This is a genomic window from Paraburkholderia xenovorans, assembly GCF_046030735.1.
GTDB lineage: Bacteria > Pseudomonadota > Gammaproteobacteria > Burkholderiales > Burkholderiaceae > Paraburkholderia > Paraburkholderia xenovorans_A.
Genome location: NZ_JAQQBV010000011.1, coordinates 54,924 through 76,860, shown reverse-complemented (window position 1 = coordinate 76,860; position 21,937 = coordinate 54,924). Strand labels below are relative to the sequence as shown.

18 protein-coding genes and 2 pseudogenes are annotated in these 21,937 nt (G+C 62.4%); 10 read left to right on the top strand and 10 right to left on the bottom strand.

The window, feature by feature from the left end; translation table 11 throughout:
• Positions 1–40: 40 nt before the first annotated feature.
• The 9 genes and pseudogenes from PQQ51_RS12950 to PQQ51_RS12910 all read left to right on the top strand — a co-directional run.
• Positions 41–889 (top strand): annotated as a pseudogene (locus PQQ51_RS12950) (RHS repeat domain-containing protein); the annotation flags it as partial.
• Positions 863–1,333 carry an EndoU domain-containing protein gene (locus PQQ51_RS12945; protein WP_408497287.1) on the top strand — a complete coding sequence of 157 codons (471 nt, stop codon included), beginning with the start codon at positions 863–865 and terminating at the stop codon, positions 1,331–1,333. The pseudogene PQQ51_RS12950 and the gene PQQ51_RS12945, both read left to right, overlap by 27 nt.
• Before the next feature lie 14 nt (positions 1,334–1,347).
• Positions 1,348–1,734, top strand: a complete 387-nt coding sequence (locus PQQ51_RS12940) for a hypothetical protein (protein WP_408497182.1) — start codon at positions 1,348–1,350, stop codon at positions 1,732–1,734.
• A 42-nt stretch (positions 1,735–1,776) separates the two neighbouring features.
• Positions 1,777–2,268: a barstar family protein gene (locus PQQ51_RS12935; RefSeq protein WP_408497181.1), complete on the top strand. Its 492-nt coding sequence runs from the start codon at positions 1,777–1,779 to the stop codon at positions 2,266–2,268.
• Between the two features lie 512 nt (positions 2,269–2,780).
• Positions 2,781–3,047 (top strand): YxzC family protein, encoded by a 267-nt coding sequence (locus tag PQQ51_RS12930; RefSeq protein WP_408497180.1) that lies wholly within the window; start codon positions 2,781–2,783, stop codon positions 3,045–3,047.
• Positions 3,048–3,366: 319 nt separating this feature from the next.
• A complete protein-coding gene (locus tag PQQ51_RS12925) occupies positions 3,367–3,693 on the top strand; it encodes a hypothetical protein (protein ID WP_408497179.1) in 327 nt (108 codons plus the stop codon).
• A 636-nt stretch (positions 3,694–4,329) separates the two neighbouring features.
• Positions 4,330–6,048, top strand: a complete 1,719-nt coding sequence (gene aepX, locus PQQ51_RS12920; protein WP_408497178.1) for a phosphoenolpyruvate mutase — start codon at positions 4,330–4,332, stop codon at positions 6,046–6,048.
• Positions 6,048–7,232 (top strand): phosphonopyruvate decarboxylase, encoded by a 1,185-nt coding sequence (gene aepY, locus PQQ51_RS12915; protein WP_408497177.1) that lies wholly within the window; start codon positions 6,048–6,050, stop codon positions 7,230–7,232. The genes aepX and aepY overlap by 1 nt, the downstream gene beginning before the upstream one ends.
• A 10-nt stretch (positions 7,233–7,242) precedes the next feature.
• The gene (locus tag PQQ51_RS12910) at positions 7,243–8,310 is read left to right on the top strand and encodes a 2-aminoethylphosphonate aminotransferase (RefSeq protein WP_408497176.1); all 1,068 of its coding nucleotides are present in this window, start codon (positions 7,243–7,245) and stop codon (positions 8,308–8,310) included.
• A 72-nt stretch (positions 8,311–8,382) separates the two neighbouring features.
• On the opposite strand, the gene PQQ51_RS12905 is transcribed toward PQQ51_RS12910, so the two are convergent.
• The 9 genes and pseudogenes from PQQ51_RS12905 to PQQ51_RS12865 all read right to left on the bottom strand — a co-directional run bounded on the left by PQQ51_RS12905 (position 8,383) and on the right by PQQ51_RS12865 (position 19,183).
• On the bottom strand, positions 8,383–8,523 hold the full coding sequence (locus tag PQQ51_RS12905) for a hypothetical protein (RefSeq protein ID WP_165924003.1): 141 nt from the start codon (positions 8,521–8,523) through the stop codon (positions 8,383–8,385).
• A 108-nt stretch (positions 8,524–8,631) separates the two neighbouring features.
• On the bottom strand, positions 8,632–9,336 hold the full coding sequence (locus PQQ51_RS12900; RefSeq protein ID WP_408497175.1) for a PIG-L family deacetylase: 705 nt from the start codon (positions 9,334–9,336) through the stop codon (positions 8,632–8,634).
• Between the two features lie 280 nt (positions 9,337–9,616).
• Positions 9,617–11,065 carry a UdgX family uracil-DNA binding protein gene (locus tag PQQ51_RS12895; protein WP_408497174.1) on the bottom strand — a complete coding sequence of 483 codons (1,449 nt, stop codon included), beginning with the start codon at positions 11,063–11,065 and terminating at the stop codon, positions 9,617–9,619.
• A 155-nt stretch (positions 11,066–11,220) separates the two neighbouring features.
• Positions 11,221–11,808: a nucleotidyltransferase family protein gene (locus PQQ51_RS12890; protein WP_408497173.1), complete on the bottom strand. Its 588-nt coding sequence runs from the start codon at positions 11,806–11,808 to the stop codon at positions 11,221–11,223.
• Positions 11,809–11,928: 120 nt separating this feature from the next.
• A complete protein-coding gene (locus PQQ51_RS12885) occupies positions 11,929–14,142 on the bottom strand; it encodes a xanthine dehydrogenase family protein molybdopterin-binding subunit (RefSeq protein ID WP_408497172.1) in 2,214 nt (737 codons plus the stop codon).
• Positions 14,139–15,156: pseudogene (locus tag PQQ51_RS12880) on the bottom strand (FAD binding domain-containing protein). The gene PQQ51_RS12885 and the pseudogene PQQ51_RS12880 overlap by 4 nt, the downstream one beginning before the upstream one ends.
• Before the next feature lie 16 nt (positions 15,157–15,172).
• A complete protein-coding gene (locus PQQ51_RS12875) occupies positions 15,173–15,973 on the bottom strand; it encodes a (2Fe-2S)-binding protein (RefSeq protein ID WP_408497171.1) in 801 nt (266 codons plus the stop codon).
• A gap of 415 nt (positions 15,974–16,388) precedes the next feature.
• Complete coding sequence (locus PQQ51_RS12870) at positions 16,389–18,491, bottom strand: pyridoxamine 5'-phosphate oxidase family protein (RefSeq protein ID WP_408497170.1); 2,103 nt, start codon at positions 18,489–18,491, stop codon at positions 16,389–16,391.
• Between the two features lie 50 nt (positions 18,492–18,541).
• A complete protein-coding gene (locus PQQ51_RS12865) occupies positions 18,542–19,183 on the bottom strand; it encodes a glutathione S-transferase family protein (protein WP_408497169.1) in 642 nt (213 codons plus the stop codon).
• 124 nt (positions 19,184–19,307) lie between these two features.
• Here PQQ51_RS12865 and PQQ51_RS12860 point away from each other — a divergent pair, with 124 nt between their 5' ends.
• Positions 19,308–20,213, top strand: coding sequence for a LysR family transcriptional regulator (locus PQQ51_RS12860; protein WP_408497168.1), 906 nt, complete (start codon positions 19,308–19,310; stop codon positions 20,211–20,213).
• Positions 20,214–20,252: 39 nt separating this feature from the next.
• On the opposite strand, the gene PQQ51_RS12855 is transcribed toward PQQ51_RS12860, so the two are convergent.
• Complete coding sequence (locus PQQ51_RS12855) at positions 20,253–21,545, bottom strand: aspartate carbamoyltransferase (protein ID WP_408497167.1); 1,293 nt, start codon at positions 21,543–21,545, stop codon at positions 20,253–20,255.
• Positions 21,546–21,937: the final 392 nt, after the last annotated feature.

Here is a 21,937-nt window from a genome sequence, read left to right as displayed (position 1 = left end):
AACCCCGTGCAATAGATGGCGCGTCGGGAGTATCGCGTAGCAGCACGACAGTGACGCCGCGCTATCGCATCATTTCCATCGCGACCAGCTGATCGCGGTCGGTCCGAACCGCTATCAGTATGACGGGCGCGGACGCATGATCGTGCGCTGTGTGCAACGCAACGGTTTCCGGGCGCGGCTATGGCGTTTTGCGTGGGATGAGTTCGACCGGCTACGCGAAGTGCTTACGCCTGAAGGTGAGCGGTGGCGTTATCGTTATGACGCGTTTGGCCGGCGCATCAGCAAGCAGTGTGAAGGGGCGTGCCGTCATCGTCCGCGTCGGATCGATTACCTGTGGCAGGGGAGTCGGCTGGTCGAGGAGTGGTGCTCGTATGAGCGCGAGGTGGGCGATACGCGGGCGCGCAACGAGATCCGGCGCTGGCACTATGGTCCGGGTAGTCATGCGGTGCTGGCGCAGGAACGGCTGTGCTATGAACGGGAACCGTCGCTGCCTGAGAGCGAGTGGTACCCGCTTGCGTGCGATCCGAACGGCGCGCCGCATACGATGTACAACAGCGAGGGCCGTGCGGTATGGCGGGCACGGAGTTCGCTGTGGGGTGAGACCGCACGCGATACCACGAGCGTGCGAATGCGGGAGATGCTGCGGCACGTGGTGCATGACCCGTATCTTGCGACGTGCCTGACGGCGGGTGACGAGACGCTGGAGTGTGAACTGCGGTTTGCAGGGCAGTGGGCCGATGAGGAAAGCGGGCTGCACTATAACTGTCAGCGGTACTATGATCCGCAGACGGGGCAGTATTTGAGTGGGGATCCGATTGGGTTGGCGGGTGGGTTGAGGACGCATGCGTATGTGCATGATCCGATGCAATGGTGGGATCCGGAGGGGTTGGCAAACTGTACGTCAGATGAATATCTGAATCTTCAGGCATCAACGGATGTCCGCAATGTAGCAGTACCTATCGATTTCAATGGACATATTTTCAGTGCGGAAGTGAAACCAAATGGAAATGTGGTTGGAGGGCATTCGACTGCTACCGGTGATGTTCGTGTCATTCCTGGAAGCAGATCTCGTCCGAACGCGCAGGGTGTTTATGAAGCTCGAATCGAAGTGGCTGACTCAGCTAATCCTGGAAGGTTCCTGCCAAAGACCAACAACGGCGGTGTCTCAACGATGTTTCCTGATTCGTGGTCAACTGATCGGATTAAGGTTGAAGTTGACGCAGCCTACGAAAACCGAACAGTCACAGGGAATAGGTGGAATGGTATAACGCCTAGCGGTGTAGCGGTCAGAGGATGGCTGATACCCAGAATAACGGTGTATCCAATATATTAGGACTGAAGGGGTAAATGAAATTATTTTTTTCTTGGATAAATTCGCCGAACGGTTTGACGCCATTCTGTGAATCGGATTTGACTAATAATGACGGCGTCAGTGCGCTGTCTTGCCTTCTAATGGATGATGGTGGGCGGAATTATCTTCAAACAATTCCTTGGATTGATGAAGGTATAAGTAGATTAAATTTGGTTGTCAATGGAGGTTCAGGTTTGTTGAGTTGGGACAGGGAGGCTTGGGGCGTAAAGGTAGAAGGTGGTAAAGCTGTTATCTATTCGTTAATTGATGAGGATTATTGTGAGGAAATTGAGGTTGGTGGTCTCTGCAACGCGTTGTGGGCGTGGAGAGGATTTTTACGATCGACTCCAGATTCATATTCGTTACAGGAAGTAGAGATATAAAGGCATTGATGTAGATCTGACCGCGCGAGGGCGAACTGTGGTTTGAAGGGCAGTGGGCCATATACGGAATGGACGGTGAAAACTCCCGGTGTCGGCGGTAATGGTGCTAGACGGATTGTGTATGATGCCAAGACAGGGAAGGCATATTACACTCACGATCACTACGATTTGTTCATCGAGATCGATCTTGGGGGGGGAATGAAACTGGTCAAGGTGACAGCTGATCTGTCGGGAGTTAGGAGCATCTCGGATTTTTATGAGCGAATGGCGGATTTATTTAAATTTACAAAGTATTTTGGAAATAATGCGGATGCGCTGATTGATTGTCTATTTGGTCTTCGATATCCGGAAAGTGGGGTGACGGGTTTTAATATTTCCGATTCTGAATGTTTGCTTTTGGAAGTTTTTGGATTTTCCTCTTTGCCTGATGATGTCGCGAAGACATTGACGGTTTCCGTGGAGTTTGTTAATTTGAAGTGTAGTTATAAAAATCAGTTGCCTTCGATTATATTGCTTTTAAACGGACGCGCTTAGCTCATTTGAATGCCAAACGAGGGTCGCGTCAGTGGCGCTTTATTCGTCTACTCGGCGATAATGATGTCGTCAGCCAATCGATTCTTTTCGTGAACTGTTTTTGCGTTGCCTGCGTTCAACTGCCTGCACGAGCCATGCGTTGCCCAACTGGTCACTCTTGGCCTTGAGTTCAATGGTCCGTTGTACGCGTTCGCGCGCTTTGGCGGCAGCATCGTATTCGAGGGTGAGCGTGAGGCTTTGCCGAATGTAATCAACCGAGACGTTGACACGCCGAGCCGCAGGTCGATATGTTTCCAGGGCATGAAGGGCTGCTGCGGTTACATAAACCGTGCAATAGATGGCGCGTCGGGAGTATCGCGTAGCAGCACGACAGTGACGCGCCGCTATCGCATCATTCCCATCAGCGACCAGCTGATCGCGGTGGGCCCGAACCGCTAAGGCCGGAATTGAGTAACGGAGTCAAAACGCACTACAAGTTTGACAGCAACGGCCAGTACACAGGGAAATGGTAAATGGAAATCGATGTCCAATCCGTTCGTCACGTGTTCGAAGAAATACTGGCTGGCCGAATGTCGCGCGAAGAGGGCGATAGGTGGGCTTATTCGGTTATGCAGCAAGAAGAGGCACAGAATCTAATCTATTTGCCTCCTTCTGATAAGGAACGTATATGGTCGGGCGTGATGTATCTTCACGGCGTGGATTTGATGGAATCTCCGGATGAGTATTTGCATATGGACGAAGAAATCAGGACCGCAATGAAAATGAAGCTTGGGTCATAACCGGACAGACGAAGGGGCGCTCATGCGGCCCCTTCCGTTCGTCCAGCCATACTTGCTACAGCTACGATTGCAGTTGGCAATCTGCTTGGTCAAAGCAGGTGTAGCGGTCGAGTGCTGCTGGATAGGTCGCTGCGGCAACATCGAGAGGTCACGACGCTTCGGAGGATTTGAGGGGCGCTGGTTTCGATGTTATTCACAATCCTACCAAGGGCAGAATAGGTGCAAACCACACCCGCTTGGTACACCCCGGTGGTGTTGAAAGATTTAATGCCAACAAAGGCAAGCTATCTAATGTGTTCAAGAGCTGTGGAGGATAGGGATGATTGATTGCATTATAGGAAAGGACGGGGAGATATATGCGGTAATAGATTACAGTCCTGATGCCAAAGTTGCACATTATTTTAGAGGGAAAATAGTTGACTATGTATTTACTGATGAGCTTGCGGCGCTTGTTGATGAATACGTTGCATTGGTTGATGGAATGGCGCTTTCACTATTGGATGACATGGAGAGTGAAATATATGGCTATGGGTTAAGGTTGAAAGAAGCTGGTGTGAAAATTTTTGGACTTGAAATTAAGAATAAAACGGATATTGTTTTTTTTGATAAATATCCGACTGGAAAAGGATTTCTTGATGAGTTTTAAAATCATAATTAAATAAATATCAATATGCGCCCAATCCGATTTAATGGGTTGATACGCTGGGATTAAGCTGCGCTTCGGTCGAAACGCTCAAGTCTTCTCGAAAATAAGGGTATTCAATTTCTGTTGCGAAACTGCAGAAAATTATCGATTCGATTGAAAGCAAAAAACTAAAAAGTATTTTCTCTGAACTCTATAGATCCGGCGCCACGATTCCGGACGGCGGAACAGCGGCATCGATAGTGCATACGAAGGTTTGTTTTTTCTATTTGGTTGGATTCGTCAGCAGACGGAAATATCTATCTGCGATGAGGACGGAGAGAGGTCAAATTGGTAGTAAGGAGCCAGCACCCAAAAGCCCCATAAAACCCATACCGCAAACCCCACCCACCACTCCCATCCCCAAAATCCCCCACAAAACGCCAAAAAACCCCAAACCAATCAATCGCATCCCCCACACAAAAAAAGCACATTTTTCCACGCAACAGCACATAACCAAAACGCAGCAAAAAACCCTCAGTCATCAAAACGACAAATAAAAATAAATTCGGCTATAGTCGCCATTTTCCAAGCCGTCAGCCGGGCAAAAAGAATGCATCAACAGCCCGTCGCCAGGATTACCAGGAGTCAAACAAAACCATGAACGCCCGCGAACCCGCATTCGTTTCCGCCTCCCGTAGCGCGCGCCTGCGCCAGATGCTCGTCAGCAACGAGCTCGAATTCATGATGGAGGCGCATAACGGCCTGTCCGCGCGCATCGTCCGCGAAGCCGGCTTCAAGGCAATCTGGGGTTCGGGTCTCGCGATCTCCGCGCAATTCGGCGTGCGCGACAACAACGAAGCGAGCTGGACCCAGGTTGTCGATAACCTCGAATTCATGGCCGACGCCAGCGATCTGCCGATCCTGCTCGACGGCGACACCGGCTACGGCAACTTCAACAACGTGCGCCGCCTCGTGCGCAAGCTCGAACAACGCGGCATCGCCGGCGTCTGTATCGAAGACAAGCAATTCCCCAAAACAAACAGCTTCATCAACGGCGAAGCGCAACCGCTCGCCGATATCGACGAATTCTGCGGCAAGATCAAGGCCGGTAAAGACTCGCAGTCCGATGAAAATTTCTCGATCGTCGCGCGCGTCGAAGCGCTGATCGCCGGTTGGGGGATGGACGAAGCACTGCGTCGCGCGGAAGCCTATCGGCAAGCCGGCGCGGACGCGATCCTGATCCATTCGAAGCTCTCGCGCCCGGACGAAATCCTCGAGTTCGCCCGCGAATGGGCAGGCCGCGGCCCGCTCGTCATCGTGCCGACCAAGTACTACAGCACGCCCACTGAAGTGTTCCGCGAAGCCGGCATCAGCACGGTGATCTGGGCGAACCATCTGATCCGTGCAGCCACGTCGGCCATGCAGGCGGTCGCGAAGGAAATTCACTCGAGCGAAACGCTCGTGAACGTCGAAGACAGCATCGCAGCGGTCAACGAAATTTTCCGTCTGCAAGACGCCGACGAATACTCGGAAGCCGAAGACCGCTATCTGACGAGCGGCCGCTCGGCAAGCGCGGCTGTCGTGCTCGCGGCGAGCCGCGGCGCGGGTCTGGAAGCCGTCACGGAAGACCGTCCGAAAGTCATGCTGCCGATCGCGGGCAAGCCGCTGTTGCGCTGGCTCGTCGACGCGTTCAAGAAGCAGGGCGTCAACGACATCACGGTGGTCGGCGGTTATCGCGCGGATGCCATCGATACCGCGGGTATCAAGCTCGTCGTCAACGAACGTCACGCGCAAACCGGCGAACTCGCTTCGCTCGCCTGCGCAATCGATAAGGTCGCGGGCGACACCGTCGTGTCGTACGGCGATCTGCTGTTCCGCAGCTACATCCTGCGCGACCTGGTCGAGAGCGAAGCGGCGTTCAGCGTGGTCGTCGATTCGTCGCTGACCGACGCGGAAAATGCCAGCGTGCGCGACTTTGCGTGGTGCTCGGCCGCCGACGACCGCGGTCTGTTCGGCAACAAGGTCACGTTGCGTCATGTGTCGAGCGGGCAGGACGCCACGTCCGCCATCGCTTCGCAAACGCCGCACGGTCGCTGGGTCGGTCTGCTGAACGTGCGCGAAGCGGGTCGCGAGCGTCTGCAAGCGGTGCTCGGCAAGCTGCAGGCGCGTCCGGATTTCGATTCGCTCGACATGCCGGCGCTGCTGAACGCGCTGATCGAAGCCGGTGAAGCGATCGAAGTGCAATACGTACACGGCCACTGGCGCGGTGTGAACGACCTCGAAGACTTCCGTCGCGCGGGCGACTTCGCGCACGGCCAGGCGCCGTTCGCGGCAGCGGTCGGCACGTCCACGGGCGCAGCGAACGGAGCCGTTTGATGATCGAGGCAGCACAGTTTGTCGAGGCGGCGCGCGAGCGCGGCTTCGACTGGTATGCAGGGGTACCGTGTTCATATCTGACGCCGTTCATCAACTACGTGTTGCAGGACGAGTCGCTGCACTATGTGTCGGCGGCCAATGAAGGCGACGCGGTCGCGTTGATCGCGGGCGTCACGCTCGGCGCGCAAAACGGCCGCCGCGGCATCGCGATGATGCAGAACTCCGGCCTCGGCAACGCAGTGAGCCCGTTGACGTCGCTCACATGGACCTTCCGTCTGCCGCAATTGCTGATCGTCACGTGGCGCGGCCAACCCGGCGTCGCCGACGAACCGCAGCACGCGCTGATGGGTCCGGTGACGCCCGCGATGCTCGACACGATGGACATTCCGTGGGAAACGTTCCCGACCGAAGCCGACGCGATCGGCCCGGCGCTGGATCGTGCGATCGCCCACATGGATGAAACCGGCCGCCCGTATGCGCTCGTGATGCAAAAGGGCAGCGTCGCGCCGTACGAACTGAAAGCAGCCGACAACGGCGCGCGCCGCGTGCCGAACGCGCCTCGCGTGCAATTCAACAACGTGGCGCCGGGCGAACTGCCGTCGCGTCACGACGCGCTGCAAAAAGTGATCGCGCACACGCCGCTCGAATCGACGGTGGTGCTCGCGTCGACCGGTTTCTGCGGCCGCGAGCTGTACGCGATCGACGACCGTCCGAACCAGTTGTACATGGTCGGCTCGATGGGTTGCGTGACGCCGTTCGCGCTCGGTCTCGCGTTGGCGCGTCCGGACCTGCACGTCGTCGCGCTCGACGGCGACGGCGCCGCGCTGATGCGCATGGGCGCATTCGCGACGCTCGGCGCGTACGGTCGGTCGAATCTCACGCATGTGCTGCTCGACAACGGCGCACACGATTCCACAGGCGGTCAGGCGACGGTGTCGTCGCAGGTGTCGTTTGCGGGTGTCGCGGCCGCGTGCGGTTACGCATCGGCGGTAGAGAGCGACGACCTGAACGTGATCGACGCGCTGTTCGACGCGGCGCCGGCATCGACGTCCGCGTCCGCGCAGGACGGTCCGCGTTTCGCGCGTCTGACGATCCGCCGTGGCACGCCGGACGGCTTGCCGCGTCCCACCATTACCCCGCCCGATGTGAAGACGCGTTTGATGCGCCACATCGGCGCCGCTTGAAGGAGCGCTCATGCTGCTGCTCAACCCCGGCCCGGTGACGCTCACCGAGCGCGTCCGCCACAGCCTGTTGCAAACGGATCTGTGCCATCGCGAAAGCGAGTTTTTCGATTTGCAGGAAGAAGCGCGCACGCGTCTGGTCGATCTGTACGGCCTCGACGCCGGCGAGTGGCAAGCGGTGCTGATGACCGGCTCCGGCACGGCGGCGGTCGAAAGCATGATCGCGGCGTTGGTGCCGCAGAACGGCAAGTTGCTGGTGATCGAAAACGGCGTGTACGGCGAGCGGATTTCGCAGATTGCCACGCAGTACGGGATCGCGCACGAGTCGCTGAAACACGACTGGATGCAGGCGCCGGATCTCGCGAAGCTCGCCGAACGGCTCGACGCGGACAAGGCCTTCACGCACGTCGCCGTGATTCATCACGAGACCACGACGGGCCGTCTCAACGATCTGCAGACGCTCGGCGCGCTGTGCCGCGAGCGTGGTTTGCGCTTGCTGGTGGACGGCGTGAGCAGCTTCGGCGCGGAAGCGATCGATTTCGCCGACACGAGTCTCGACGCCGTCGCCGCGACCGCGAACAAATGTCTGCATGGCGTGCCGGGCGCAGCGTTCGTGCTGGTGCGGCGCGCCGCGCTCGTGCAGGCGGCGAGCCGCACGTACTACCTGGACCTCGGCCGTCTCGCGCGTTTGCAGGATCAGCGCAATACGCCGTTCACGCCGTCGGTGCATGCGTATTACGCGCTGGTCGAAGCGTTGCGCGAAATCGCCGACGAAGGCGGCTGGCAAGCGCGTCACGCGCGTTATGCGGCACTCGCCGAGCAGGCGCGCGCGGGTCTCGCGGAACGCGGGATCGGCAGCGTGTTGCCGGCGGAGCAATCGTCGGTGGTGTTGCGCGCGTATCGTCTGCCGCACGGCGTGTCGTATCCGCAATTGCACGATGCGCTGAAGGCGCGCGGTTTTGTCATCTATGCCGGACAGGGCGGCTTGTCGGCAGAACTGTTCCGCATCTCGACGATGGGCAATATCCACGCCGCCGACATCGACCGCTTGCTGCAAGGCTTCAGCGAATTGATGCGCTGACCGGCGCATAGCGGGCAGATGGAGCGGCGGCCCGATTCACGGTTGCGGGCCCGCTTGCCGAACTGTCCGCTTTCACACCGGATCTTTGTCCGGCGGTCCATCGGGGCGCTGCGGCTCCTCGGTGTGATGGCCCGGCGAGGGCGGCACCAGCGGGTCGGCTTCCGGGTCGCGGTTCGGATCGGCGTTCGGGTCGGGAATCGGGCTGGTATGCATGTCGTAGCTCATTGCGTCACCTCGTCGTGTTGTGTGTCTGAAGAAAAGCGCGTCGCGCGTTGCTGATCGGTCCGTCAACGCGCGGTCAACGCGCGGCGACTTCTGCTGTTACTTCCTCCCGCGACGTCCCACGCTGAGCTGCCAGTAACGCTCGGTGGCGAAGATGTCGTCGTAATTCCCTGCGCCAAAAGCACGCAACTGGCTCTCGTACTCGTTCACCGCTTCGCGTTTGAGCAGCACCTGACGCTGGACGTCGATCGTGTTGTGCGCGCTCGGATGTGCCGGCGTCGCGACGATGCCGCGTTGCGCGAGGTCGGCGAGCCGCGCCTGCACGACGCCCGGCGTGCGCCGGTGAATCGCTTCCTCGTAGCCGAACCACTCCAGATGCGAAAGCCGCGGCAGGATTTCGCAGCAGGCTTCGAACACCCTTACGTGATCGTCGTGGTGCAGCCCGAGCGGCATCAGCAGCGTGTTCGCGGTGGTCCGGTAAATCGTTTCTTCGAGCGCCGCGGCCAGCTTGCTGATCGACGGCGAATCGAAGTACTGCCCGTCGCGAAACGGCATGCGCAGCGGGATCGCGTCGAGCACGTCGAGCGCGCGGTTGTCTTCGAGCGTGCGTGCGTGGATGGCCTGGTGCGCGTCGTCGAAGCCGGCTTTCTGATCCCACTCGGTATGCATCGTCTGCTCGGGCGGCGCGGCGAACACGGTGCAGACCGCCGCATCGGGATGCGCGGCGAGCAACGCGCCGCAACTGAAGACAGCGTCGTCGAAATGGGGCGAGACGATGAAAAGACGAGGGCTGGTTTCGCTCATGGGTCGGTGTGGTTGTCGAGGCGCGCGGGCGGCGTCCGGTGCACGAGTGGTGGCGTCACCTCAGCTTAGGCGGAATCGGCGCGATTTGCGCTGCGGGTGTGCAGGGCGCAAACGGCGTGCCTGACGGGATCATTGACCGCGGACCTCCCGCAAAGGCTCACTAATGCGGGTTCAACCGCTCCCGAATCGGCACACCTTCGCCATGGCGTTGAGGCTGCTGGACGGTGGGGCTCGGCATCGCTTAGCTGCGCGAAAGCAATTGAGCCGTCCAGGCACGCGCTCATGAATCCGCTGACGCCGCCGATGCCGCCGCGGATGCCGACATCAACCGCACCGCCTGCCTGAACGCCGCGACGATCGTCGCCACGATGTCGTCGCGCAGCCGTGCATCGGCGGTTCTGAGCGCATACGCCGGATGCCAGCTCGGCACGATCAGACGGCCGCCGTGAGCGATGGTTTGCCCGAGATATTCGGACAGATTGACGTGTGCGCCGGTCAGCGCTTTCAGCGCGGTCGCGCCGAGCGTGACGACCACCCGCGGCGCCACCTGCGCCAGCTCCTGTTCCAGCCAGTATCCGCAAGCCTCGACTTCGCGCCGCACCGGTGTCCGGTGGACACGCTGATGGCCGATCGTTTCCCACTTGTAATGCTTGACGGCATAGGTGAGATAGAGCGCCTCGCGCTCCAGCCCGGCGCGCGCGAGCACCTCGTCGAGCAGTTGACCCGCCGGTCCGGTGAAGGGCGTGCCATGCTGGTTGTCATGCTCGCCAGGCTGTTCGCCGACCACCATGATCGCGGCTTGCGGTGGCCCGATGCCCGCGACCGCCTGCTTCGCATTGCGCCACAACGCGCAGCGCCGGCAGGTGGCGAGCCCACCCGTGGGCTCGCGCAACGGCGGGGTCATCGCTGAATATTCGACCGGCGGTGCGACCGGGATCGTGACGACTCCACTCTGCGCGCCGCGACGGCTGCGCTCGCGCGCGAGCGGCGCGGGCAATGGCGGCCCCGCGGGCGGCATGCGCCAGTAGCGCACCGGCACCGGCGCGGGCTCCCTATTGAAAGCATTTGCGTAGTACGCCAGCCAGAGCGCTTCGGCAGGCTCGCTGGTGATGGCCTCGCCGGTCATCGCGCTGGCCGGCAATGCGTGCGACGCGTGAGTGAGTTCCTCCGACGCCGGCCGGCCGATGCGCAGCAGCATGCCGTTCCAGAATGCCGCGCCCTGCGGCGTTGCGAGCATCCATGTGGAATCGCCCATGCGGGAATCGCCCACGCGTTCGACGAAGCGGGCGGCGGCGCGCTCCAGCAGGTCGTGCTGCGGCTCATACCAGCCGACGAACTCCGGCGCCCCCATCGACGGATCGCGGCGCCTGAATAGCGTGAGCTTCACAAGTGCGTCGGTTTCGCGTTCGACCGTCTGGATGCGCTGATCGAGCAGCGCGCCGTCGGGATCGTGCAGATCGACGACGTGGCGTTCGCCATGCGTCCAGCGCCATAAGACGCGATAGAGCAATGCCCAGCGATCCGGCGCGCGGCAACAGGCAGCCGTTTTCAGGCGCCACAGGAGTTCGCGGGGAATCGCGGCGGGTGGGGCGGAGCCGTCGCCGGGTTGAGCGGCTGCGCCTTCGGTCTCGATCCACGCGATCCGCGACGGCTCGATACGCTGCCACAGCAGCGTTCGCGCAGCGCGCCGCCAGGCGGGGAAGGACGGTTCGATCGGAATCTGTTGCATGCTGACGCGCCGCGGACGTGTGGCCCAAGGCGGACATCCCTGCGGACAAATACTGTATGGATATACAGTATCCGTCAAAACATGTCGAAGAATCAAGCGGATCAAGCGCGTCGTTTCCGGCGCGGCGATAGCGCCATCAACCTCAAAAAACCAGGCTAAATCTTCAGCAAATCATCCGGCGTATCCACATCGCGCAGAATCCCCGGATCGTCGACATCCAGCCGTGTCACGTTCTGCGACATCAGCAGCGAACGTGCACCCGCGTCGCCGTCGAGTGTGAGCAACGCGTCACGGTGCGCGATGCCGAACCCGACCGGATGGCCGCGCTGCCCCCGATAAAACGGCGCGACCAGCGAAGCGCCGCCGTCGAGCGCACGCGCGACCGCTTCGATCGACGCGATATCGATGCGTGGCATGTCGGCGAGCGCGACGATCCAGCCTTCGGCATCGTCGCTCGCCTCGATGCCGGCGGCGAGGCTTGCGCCCATTCCGCGCTCGGCGTCGGCGGTGAACACGACGTCGCAACCGGCGTCGTTGAGCAGTCGCGCGAGCGCGTCCGAACCGGGCCTGACCACGGCCAGCACCCGCGTGACGATCCGCAGCAGCCGATGCGCCGCCTCATGAGCGACCGGCGTGCCGTCGGGCATGCGCGCCAGCAGCTTGTTGTGCAGGCCGTCGGGATCGAAGCGCGACCCGAGGCCGGCGGCGAGCAGCACGCCGGTGGCGAGCGAAGCGTAGGCCATGGGGGACACCGGAGATAAGAGTGAAACCGATTGTGCGATGCAACCCAGCCTCAGGCAAGCAGGAATGCACCTGCATGCCCAAGTCCGACATCTCCTATAAGCCCCACAGCCCCGCCTCCGTCATACCTGCATCACCTTATCGAGCGTCACCGGCAGATCGCGCACGCGCACGCCGGTCGCGTGATACACCGCGTTCGCGATCGCCGCCGACACGCCGGTAATGCCGATTTCGCCGATTCCGCGCACACCGAGCGAATTGATATACGGGTCGGGCCGGTCGAGAAACGTGATGTCGAGCGCGCCGATGTCGGCATTCACGGGCACGTGATATTCGGCGAGATTCGCATTGGTGAAGCGCCCGTAACGCGTATCGAGCGTGCTCTCCTCCAGCAACGCCGCGCCCACGCCCCATACGAGGCCGCCCATCATCTGGCTCAACGCGGTCTTGCTGTTCAGCACGCGTCCCACGTCGTACACGGCCACCACGCGCGGCACGCGAATCGTGCCGAGATCGGTGTCCACGTGAACTTCGACGAACACCGCGCCGAACGAGTGAAACGAGTACTTCTGTTTCTCGTCGCCGGGTTTGACCGTCGACGTCGCTTCGATCGGCTTGCCGCCGGAGCGCGCGATGATCGCCGCGGCGGGATCGCGCTTCGACGGCTGCGAGCGGCTCGTGACCCAGCCGTTGTCGACGGTGATGTCGTCGAGTGCGATCCCGTACACGGGCGACGCCTGGTCGGCGAGCGCGAGCGCGATCAACTGGCTGCGAACCTGATTCGCCGCATCGCGCACCGCCGGCGACACGCTCGCCGCCGATTGCGAACCGCCCGACACCGGCGCGCGCGGCAGCGACGAATCGCCGAGCGCGAAGTGGATGTTTTCCGGCGCGAAACCGAGTGCGTCGGCGGCGACCTGGGTCATCACCGTATAGGTGCCGGTGCCGATGTCCTGAGTGCCCGACGCGACCATCGCGGTGCCGTCCGGCAAAATCCGCGCGATCGCCGCCGCTTCGCTGCGATTGGCCGGATAGGTGGCGGTCGCCATGCCCATGCCGATCAACGTATTGCCCGAACGCATCGAGCGCGGCGTCGCGTTGCGCCGCGACCAGCCGAATTTCTGCGCACCGATCTGATAGCACTCGCGCAGCGATTTACCCGACCACGGTTTGTTCTCCTGCGGATCGGCATCGGCGTAATTCTTCAGACGCAGCGCGAGCGGGTCCATGTGCAGCGCGACCGCCAGTTCGTCCATCGCCGATTCGAGCGCGAACGAGCCGGTGGTTTCGCCCGGCGCGCGCATGAAGGTCGGCGTGCCGAGATTCATCGGCACGATCCGGTGCGTGGTCACCTGATTGGGCACCGCGTACGACATGCGCGTGACCATGCAACAGGTCTCGGTCCAGTCTTCGATCGTCGACGTATGCGAGATGCTGTCGTGGCGCATTGCGGTCAGCGTGCCGTCGTGCCGCGCGGCCAGCATGAAGTGTTGCTCCGTATGCGGACGCGCGCCGACCGGGCCGAACATCTGCGGCCGTTCCAGCGCGAGGCGCACGGGTCGTCCGGCCTGCTTCGCGGCCATCGCGCACAACGACACATGCGACCACGACGAGCCCTTGCAGCCAAACCCGCCGCCGACGAACGGCGAGATCACGCGCACGTCGGCCGGTGAAATGCCGAGCGTTCTGGCGACCGCCTGCGCGGCACTGCTGACGCCTTGCGTCGAGTCGTACAGCGTGAGCTGCGGGCCGTCCCAGCGCGCCATCGTCGCGTGCGGCTCCATCGGGTTGTGATGTTCGATGGGCGTCGTGTAGGTGGCGTCGATGTGTACCGCGCCGCTGCGCATCCCGTCGTCGAAATCGCCGCGCTGCGTGTCGGTCTGCCGGCCTTGCGGTTTGTCCGGCGCATGGCCGCCGGGTTTGGCCTGAGTGAAATCGAGCGTGGCCGGCGCGCTTTGATAGGCGATACGCAACTGACGCGCGGCATCGGTCGCATGTTCGAGCGTATCGGCGACCACCACCGCGACCGGCTCGTTGTTGTAGTGAATCTGGTTGTCCTGCAACAGCGACAGCCGGCGGCCGGCCGGCGGCGCGAGCGCGGGCTTGCCGCCGTTCGGCAAACGCGGCGCGTTCTGATACGTCATGACCAGCAGCACGCCGGGCACAGCCTGCGAGCGGCTCGCATCGATCGACGCAATCGTGCCGCGCGCAATCGTACTCGTGACGAGCACCGCATGCGCGAGCCGCGCTTCGGGAAATTCGGCCGCGTAGCGGGCTTCGCCGGTGACTTTCAGCAGACCGTCGGTGCGGTCGAGCGGTTGACCGATCAGATTCATGCGACACCTCCGGCACGGCCCGCGGCCTGGTTCACTGCACGCACGATCGCGCGTTGCGCGAGCTGCACCTTGAAGCGATTGTCGCGTTGCGGCCGTGCCTCGCGTAACGCGGCCGCTGCGGCTTGAGCGAGCGTGGCCTGCGTGAGCGGCTGACCGTTGAGCATCTGCTCGGCCGCGCTCGCGCGCCACGGCCTGTGCGCGCCACGGCCTGTGCGCGACGCCGCCTAGCGCGATGCGCGCGGTCGTCACGCGCTCGCCGTCCATCTGCAAAGCGGCGCCGACCGAGACCAGCGCGAATGCGTAACTGGCGCGGTCACGCACTTTCAGATAGTGCGAGTTGGCGCTGAAGAGCGGCGGCGGCAGATCGACCGCGGTGATCAGTTCGCCCGCCTGCAACGTGGTATCGACGTCGGGCCGATCGCCGGGCAGCCGATGGAAATCCGCGAACGCGATAGTGCGCTCGCCGGCCGGCCCGTTCACGCGCACCACGGCGTCGAGCGCGGCCAGCGCCACACTCATATCCGACGGATTCACCGCGATGCACTGCGGACTCGCGCCGAGAATCGCATGCGTGCGATTGAGGCCGCCGAGCGCGGCGCAGCCGCTGCCTGGCGCGCGTTTATTGCACTGCGCAAACGCGGTGTCGTAGAAGTAACCGCAGCGGGTACGTTGCAGCAGATTGCCGCCGACGGTCGCCATATTGCGCAATTGCGACGACGCGCCGGCCAGCAACGCTTGTGACAGCAACGGATATTGTTCGCGCACCAATGCATGGTTGGCCGCGTCGCTGTTGCGCACCAGCGCACCGACGCGGATGCCGCCGTCGGGCAGCGTGGTGACGGTATCGAGTCCGCCGATATGGGTGATGTCGATGAGACGCAGCGGTCGCGCCACGCCGCCTTTCATCAGGTCGAGCAGGTTGGTGCCGCCGCCGATGAATACCGCACCCGGTTGCTGCGCCGCGCGCACGGCGCCGGCGATGTCGTTCGCGCGTTCGTAGGAGATCGCATCCATGAGGTCGCTCCTTTCTTTACGCGTTGCGCGGGTTATCGACAACGACAGCGACAACGACAGCGGCAGCGGCCGCGTCGCTGCCGACGCTCGTGTTGCCGCTGCTACGCTGGCCGCCGTCATGCACCGCACGCACCGCCGCGACGATATTCGCGTACGCGCCGCAGCGGCAGAGGTTGCCGCTCATGCGTTCGCGGATTTCATCGTCGGAAAGCTGCGGGGGGCGGTGGCGGACATCGGCGGTGACGGTACTTGCGGTGCCGTTGCGAAACTCGTTCAGCAGGGCAGTCGCGGAGCACAACTGCCCGGGCGTACAGTAGCCGCACTGGAATGCGTCATGTTCGATGAACGCGCGCTGGATCGGACTGAGCGCGCCGTTCACGGCAAGGCCTTCGACTGTCGTGATGTTCTCGCCGTCGTGCATCACCGCGAGCGTCAGGCATGAGTTGATCCGGCGGCCTTCGACCAGCACCGTGCACGCGCCGCACTGGCCCCGGTCGCAGCCTTTCTTGGTGCCCATCAAACCGGCGTATTCGCGCAACGCGTCGAGCAAGGTCACGCGCGGCTCGAGTTGCAACGTATAAGCGCGGCCATTGACGGTCAGCGTGACCGGCCGCGGCGGCACGGGCGCATGAACTTCGGCGGGCGGCGCGGTGGGTGTTTGCGTTTGTGTCTGCGTCTGCGCCCGCAGATGCGGCGCGGCGCCGACGGTGGCCACTGCTGCCGCCGACTGCAGAAAACGGCGGCGCGAGGATGGGTGCGGCGTGGCGACGGGCGGCTCGCCCGACTCCGGATTCTGACGATCGTTGTTCGAGGACATGACGTTTTGCTGGCTCCATTGAAAGGTCAATGCAGGCTGGCTACGTGCGGCGCTTCGATGTGGGACATGCGAAGTGCTGCGGTCTAATGAATCTTTATCGAATCTTTATCAGCAATTTCGGTGCCGTTACGACGGCGATCACTTTGGAAGCTGGCTGCGGGTTGACCGCTGAGTCAAGCAAGGACGAGTCGCCGTGAGGCGCGGCGAATCGTGGCGCGCGCAACCATTCGCTGCGACGCGCGCCGACTATGGACGTTGCGCTCAACGGTTGCGAAAGTAAATACGGGGAGGCGGCTTCTTTCTGGGTGCAATCAGAAAGACAGTTTTGTGCGGGATGACGAGTCGTGCCGGCGTACCGCGATCCGGCGATGACGGTAATAGCGATAAAGGCCGGTAACGACTATTGAGCTGGCGCTCAAAGATCGAGTGTCAAACCGGACGGCGACCCGGCTTCGTCGACGAGGGGCCGGCCCACGCAGATCAATGCATGTCCCGGTTGGATGTCGGCTTCGACGGGGCCATCGTAAGCAATCGTGCCGCTCGATACACGCGTCGAACAGGTTCCGCACATCCCCGAACGGCAACTCGACGGCGCGTCGATACCGCAGGCCTCGGCGAAGTCCAGCAGCGTGCCGTCCTTCGGCAGCCACTGCACGGTGCGTTGCGAACGTGCGAAGGTTACGGCCACGCCGCCGGTCACAGGCGTCGTGGTTTTTCCCGAGGCATCGTCAGGTTCCTTCAGTGCGACGTTGGGCATCGCGGCAGGCGTGCGTTGGATGCTCGCCGGACCGAATGCCTCGAAGCGGATGCGATCGTCAGCGACGTTCAACGCGCGCAAACCTTTGTACAGGTCGCGCATGAACGCTTCCGGACCGCAGAGATAGAAATCGTAATCGTCGAACGGGAGCAGGCCTTTGAGTCCCGCGACGTTGATCCGTCCGGGCCACGTAGCCGGTACTGCCGCCGCGTCCCATGCCTCGCTGCGCTCACTATCGAACAGATGGATCGACACATCGCGATGACGCCCCGCGAGTTCTTTCAGGTGCGCGCTGAATGGCCGCTCGCTTTCGTTGCGGGCCCCGTGAAAGAAGTGCAATGGTTTCGTCGGCGAGTGCGCGGTGCGTGCATCGATTGCGTGATGCAGCATCGTCAACATCGGCGTGATGCCGATGCCCGCCGAGATGAACACCGAAGCACGGGGACTTGCGCGGTCGTAGATAAACGCGCCGCGTGGCGTCATCGTCTCGATGCTCATGCTGACGGCAAGATGATCGTGCAGCCAGTTCGACGCGACGCCCTGGCGCTTGACGCTGATGCGGTACTGCCGCGTGTTGCTCGTGTCGGACAGCGTGTAGGTTCGCACGAGCGGTGTGTCCGCGCCTGCAACGGGGACACGGATCGGCAGGAATTGGCCTGGCTCGAACGCAGGCAAAGGCGAGCCGTCGACCGACTCGAAATGAAACGAGCGTATCGACGGTGTCTCATCGTGGACGGCCGCCACCCGCAGCCGCTTCCACGGCGACGCCGTGTGTTCCTTCAGCGGTTTCAGTGCAGTGAATTGCGGCGCGTAATCGACAGCCGACCAGCGAAACGGCAGTATCGCGCGACTGCGGCGTACTTCGACAATGCGAAACCGCACCAGCCGTTCGGCGAGCGGGAACCCGGCCAGTTCGGGACCGTCCCAGATGATCTCGGCCGTTGCTGCGACGTACAGCAGATCGCCCGTCTCGAAGTCGACGAACAGCAGACCGGCGCGCGGATCGTGCGCCAGATTGCCGAGCGTGTTGAAGAAACGATTGCCGCTGAAATCGGGCGTGGTCAGCGTGTTCGCATCGTCGACGCGAACGAAGCCGGGCATCCCGCCGCGATGCGAAACGTCCGCGCCGCGCGCGAGGCCCGCATCGCTTGCCAGGTTGGCGCTGGCAATGAAGAACGTGTCAGCCCGTGAAAGGAGCGCGCGATCCGCTTCGTCCAGTTCAGTGGCGTAGATCACCGCGAGCTGGCTGCCGGCGGAACCGCTCGTGACGAACTCAGGCGTGCGGCCTTGAATGTACTTCGCGCAATTGCCGAAGCTCTGCAACACGTCGAGCGAGATCGTGTTGCCATCGACCGACGACACCACGCCGTTGATCCGGTTGCGGCGGCGCGTGTGCGGTTGCAGTCCAAGACCGCCGATCAACGCGCCTTCGTGCCAGCTTCCTGCGAGCGGATCGCCGGCCAATGCGCCGCCTTCGATCCGCAGCGTGTGCGCATCCGGCGACGACACGAAACCCGGCCTGCCGACCCGCAAGGTGGCCCACGGTTGCCCGTTTGCATCGACTCCGCCGAACACCATGAAGGGCTGCTCGGCAAAGAACTGACGATGCTGCTCCGGCATATACCGCCGGATACCGCGCCGGCCGGCTTTGTCCGCTTCCTCCGTCACGCCGGCGCGCTGTTGTACAGCGAGTTCGGCGCGGTGAAAGGGGGCGGCGTCGGTGGCCTGATCGATGGGTGTGACGGCAAAGGCTTCAGACATGGCAACCTCCGATCATGGCGAGCGCGCGGACTAGGGGGCCGTGCGTGTCCTTACTCGGCGAGCAGGCCTGCCCGGGTCGACGGCATCGCGATGAAACGCGGCAATGCTTCGACGCGACGCAGCCACGCACGAATGTTCGGATACGGATCGAGCGACACCCCGCCTTCCGGTGCATGCGCGATGTACGTGTGTGCCGCGATGTCGGCGATCGTCGCGTGCTCGCCGGCGGCGAACGATTTGTTCGCCAGTTCGCGGTCCATCACGTCGAACAGCCTGATTGCGATCTTCTGCGCCGTTTCGAGGTGCAGCGGCGCGCTGAACACCGTCACGAGCCGCGCGGAGCACGGCCCATACGCGATCGGTCCCGCTGCGAGCGAGAGCCAGCGCTGGACCGTTGCAGCGCCGATCTCGTCTTCAGGCAGCCACGACGGATCGCCGTAGCGCTTCGCGAGATAAACGAGAATCGCGTTCGAATCGAATAGCACGGTGTCGCCGTCTTCGATCGTCGGCACCTGACCGAACGGATTCAACCGGAGATAGTCCGGGCGACGGTTGTCGCCGGCGGCCATGTTCAGTTCGATCACCTCGAACGGCAGGTCGAGCAACGTCAGAAACAGCTTCACGCGATGCCCGTGTCCGGAAAGCAGCGTGGTGTGAAGGCGAATTGGCTGGGCGGGTCGGGCGGCGGGCATGACGTGAGTCCTCGGAAAAAGGCGGCGGTTTCGAACGGCAATGCACGTAGCGTAGCGGCCGTCGTCTGTTGCGAGAAGACTGCTAAGCTTCGAAACATAGTCAATCGAAAGTGGACAATCAGCGATGGCGGACGTCCGGGATGTCAATCTGAACCGGCTGGCGGTTTTCGTGGCGGTGGTGGAAGCGGGCTCGCTGACCGCGGCGGCGGCGCGACTGGGTCTCGCCAAGGCGATGGTCAGTGCGCATATCCAGCGGCTCGAACGCGAGGTCGGCGCGAGCCTGCTGGTGCGAACCACGCGACAGCTCAAGGTCACGGAAAGCGGTCGCACGTTTTATGACGCAAGCTGCCAGATACTGCAGGCCACGGAAGCGGCCTTGTCGGCGGTATCGGGCGCCAGCGCGCCGGTGCGCGGCACGTTGCGTGTCAGCGCGCCCAACGACTACGGCAGCCTCGCGGTCGCGCCGGCGCTCGTCGATCTGCGGCGTGCTTATCCGGAGCTCGATGTCGAACTGATCTGCAACGACAGTTATGTGGATCTGATCGCGGAAGGCATCGATGTCGCGATTCGCCTCGGCCGGCTCGCCGATTCGAATTACCGGGCGGTGAGGGTCGGGGGCTTCGTCAAATGGGTCGTGGCGAGCCCGGAGTTCGTCGAAAAGTGGGGAACGCCTCGCTCACCGGCGGCGTTGGCAAAATGGCCGTACATCGCCATGTCGGTGTTGCCGCATCCGCTGACGCTCGAATTGCAGCGCGGCAGCGGCGCGAAGAAGAGTGTGCGCTGCGCGAGCGCCCTGACGATCAATACGGCCGACGCCGCGCGCGCCGCCACGCTGTCAGGCGGGGGCTTCGGCCTGCTGACGGACTTCTCGATTGCGGCCGACGTGAAGGCCGGCCGCCTGGTGCGTGTGTTGCCCGAATGGACCACGGTGCCCGCGGGCATTCACGCGGTGTTTCCGCCGACCCGCTATCCGCCGGCGAAAGTGCTCGCGCTGATCGACATTTTCAGGAAGCGGGCCGCCATCGGCTGATAGCCGCTGGGCCCCGATCCGGTTGGCAGAGCGGATGAATCAATCGATCCCGTGAAACACCGCGTCGTCCGGGCCGAGATACGCGGGCGGGCGCCATGCTGCGTCGCGCATCGAATGCTGGACCAGTTTCTCCACGCCGAGCAGCACCGCGAAAATAGCCATCCGCACCGGAATGCCGTTGTCGGTCTGACGGAAAATCGCGAGCCGCGAGTCGTGATTCAGGTCCACGCTCAGGTCGTTCGCACCGGGCCGGCTGTCGCGTGGCAGCGGGTGCATGATCAGCGTGTCGGCGCCGCACACGCTGTCCATCAACGCCTGATTGATCTGGAAGTCCGGCGTATAGCCTTCGAACGATTCGTCGGTGAAGCGCTCTTTCTGGATGCGGGTTGCGTACACCACGTCGGCGCCGCGCAAGCCCGCGGGCAAATCGTGCGTCTGCACGATCACATGATCGTTACGCGAAATCTGCTCGATGATGTAGCTCGGCATTTCGAGCATCGGCGGCGAGATCAGCGTGAACTTGATGCCGCGATACAGCGCCAGCAGTTTGACCAGCGAATGCACCGTGCGGCCGTATTTCAGGTCGCCGACCAGCGCGATGTGCGCGCCGTCGACGATCTTGCCGAGCCGCGAGAACTCGCGCTGGATCGTGTACAGATCGAGCAGCGCCTGGCTCGGATGCTCGCCCGGCCCGTCGCCGCCGTTGATCACCGGCACATTGGTCGCGCGCGCGAATTCGGCCACCGAGCCTTGCTCCGGATGGCGGATCACCAGCGCATCCACGTAGCCGCTCATCACGCGGCTGGTGTCGTAGATCGACTCGCCCTTCGCCATCGACGAAAACGTGAAACCCGTGGTGTCGCATACCGACCCGCCGAGCCGGCAGAACGCCGCACCGAAGCTCACACGGGTGCGCGTGCTGGCCTCGAAGAACAGATTGCCGAGCACCGCGCCTTCCAGCACGCGGGAGATTTTCCGGCGCCGCGCGATCGGCTGCATGATGTCGGCGACGCGAAACAGCGCCTCGACCGAGTCGCGCGAGAACTGATCGACCGACAGCAACTGCGGCTTGCCCTCGAACAGCATCTGGCTCGCTAGCGACTGCGAGTCTACGCTTTGCGTATAGTTTTCGCCCGGCTCGCCATGCACGACGATTTCCGACACGAAGCGCTCGACGATCTCGGGCATCGCCCGCGATTCCTGCGAATCGTCCGGCAACAGCCACGTGTCCAGTGCCCGGCGTGAGACGCCGATCCGGCTCGCGAACGTGTCGCGGGTCATGTTCATGCGACGCATCGCATCGCGTAGGAAGGCTTGTTGCGGGACGCTCATGCGGGCACCTGTCGGGAGTGGATTGGGCGTGGATCGGCACGGATTATGTACGCGGTGCGTATATTAGTTTCCCCGTCGCAGAAGTCAAGCAATTTTGCGATGGTTTTTGCCCGAGGTTTTGCCGCCAGACGCCGCAGGCGGTTACACTGCGCTTCATGCATTCCGGCCAAACGCTCCGACTCCGTCCGTCGACCATCGCACGCCTCGCTCTCGCGCGAGCCGTGCCGACGCGCGCGAGCCGTCCCAGTGTTTTCGCCAAAGCCAAAAAACAGCCGCTCATCTGACCGGAGCACGCTGTTCCGTCAGATGTGCGACGGAACAGCCGGTCAACGCCCGCCTTCGGCATTCACTGTCTTTCCTCCCCGCACCGCTCGACGGAATCGATACGGTCG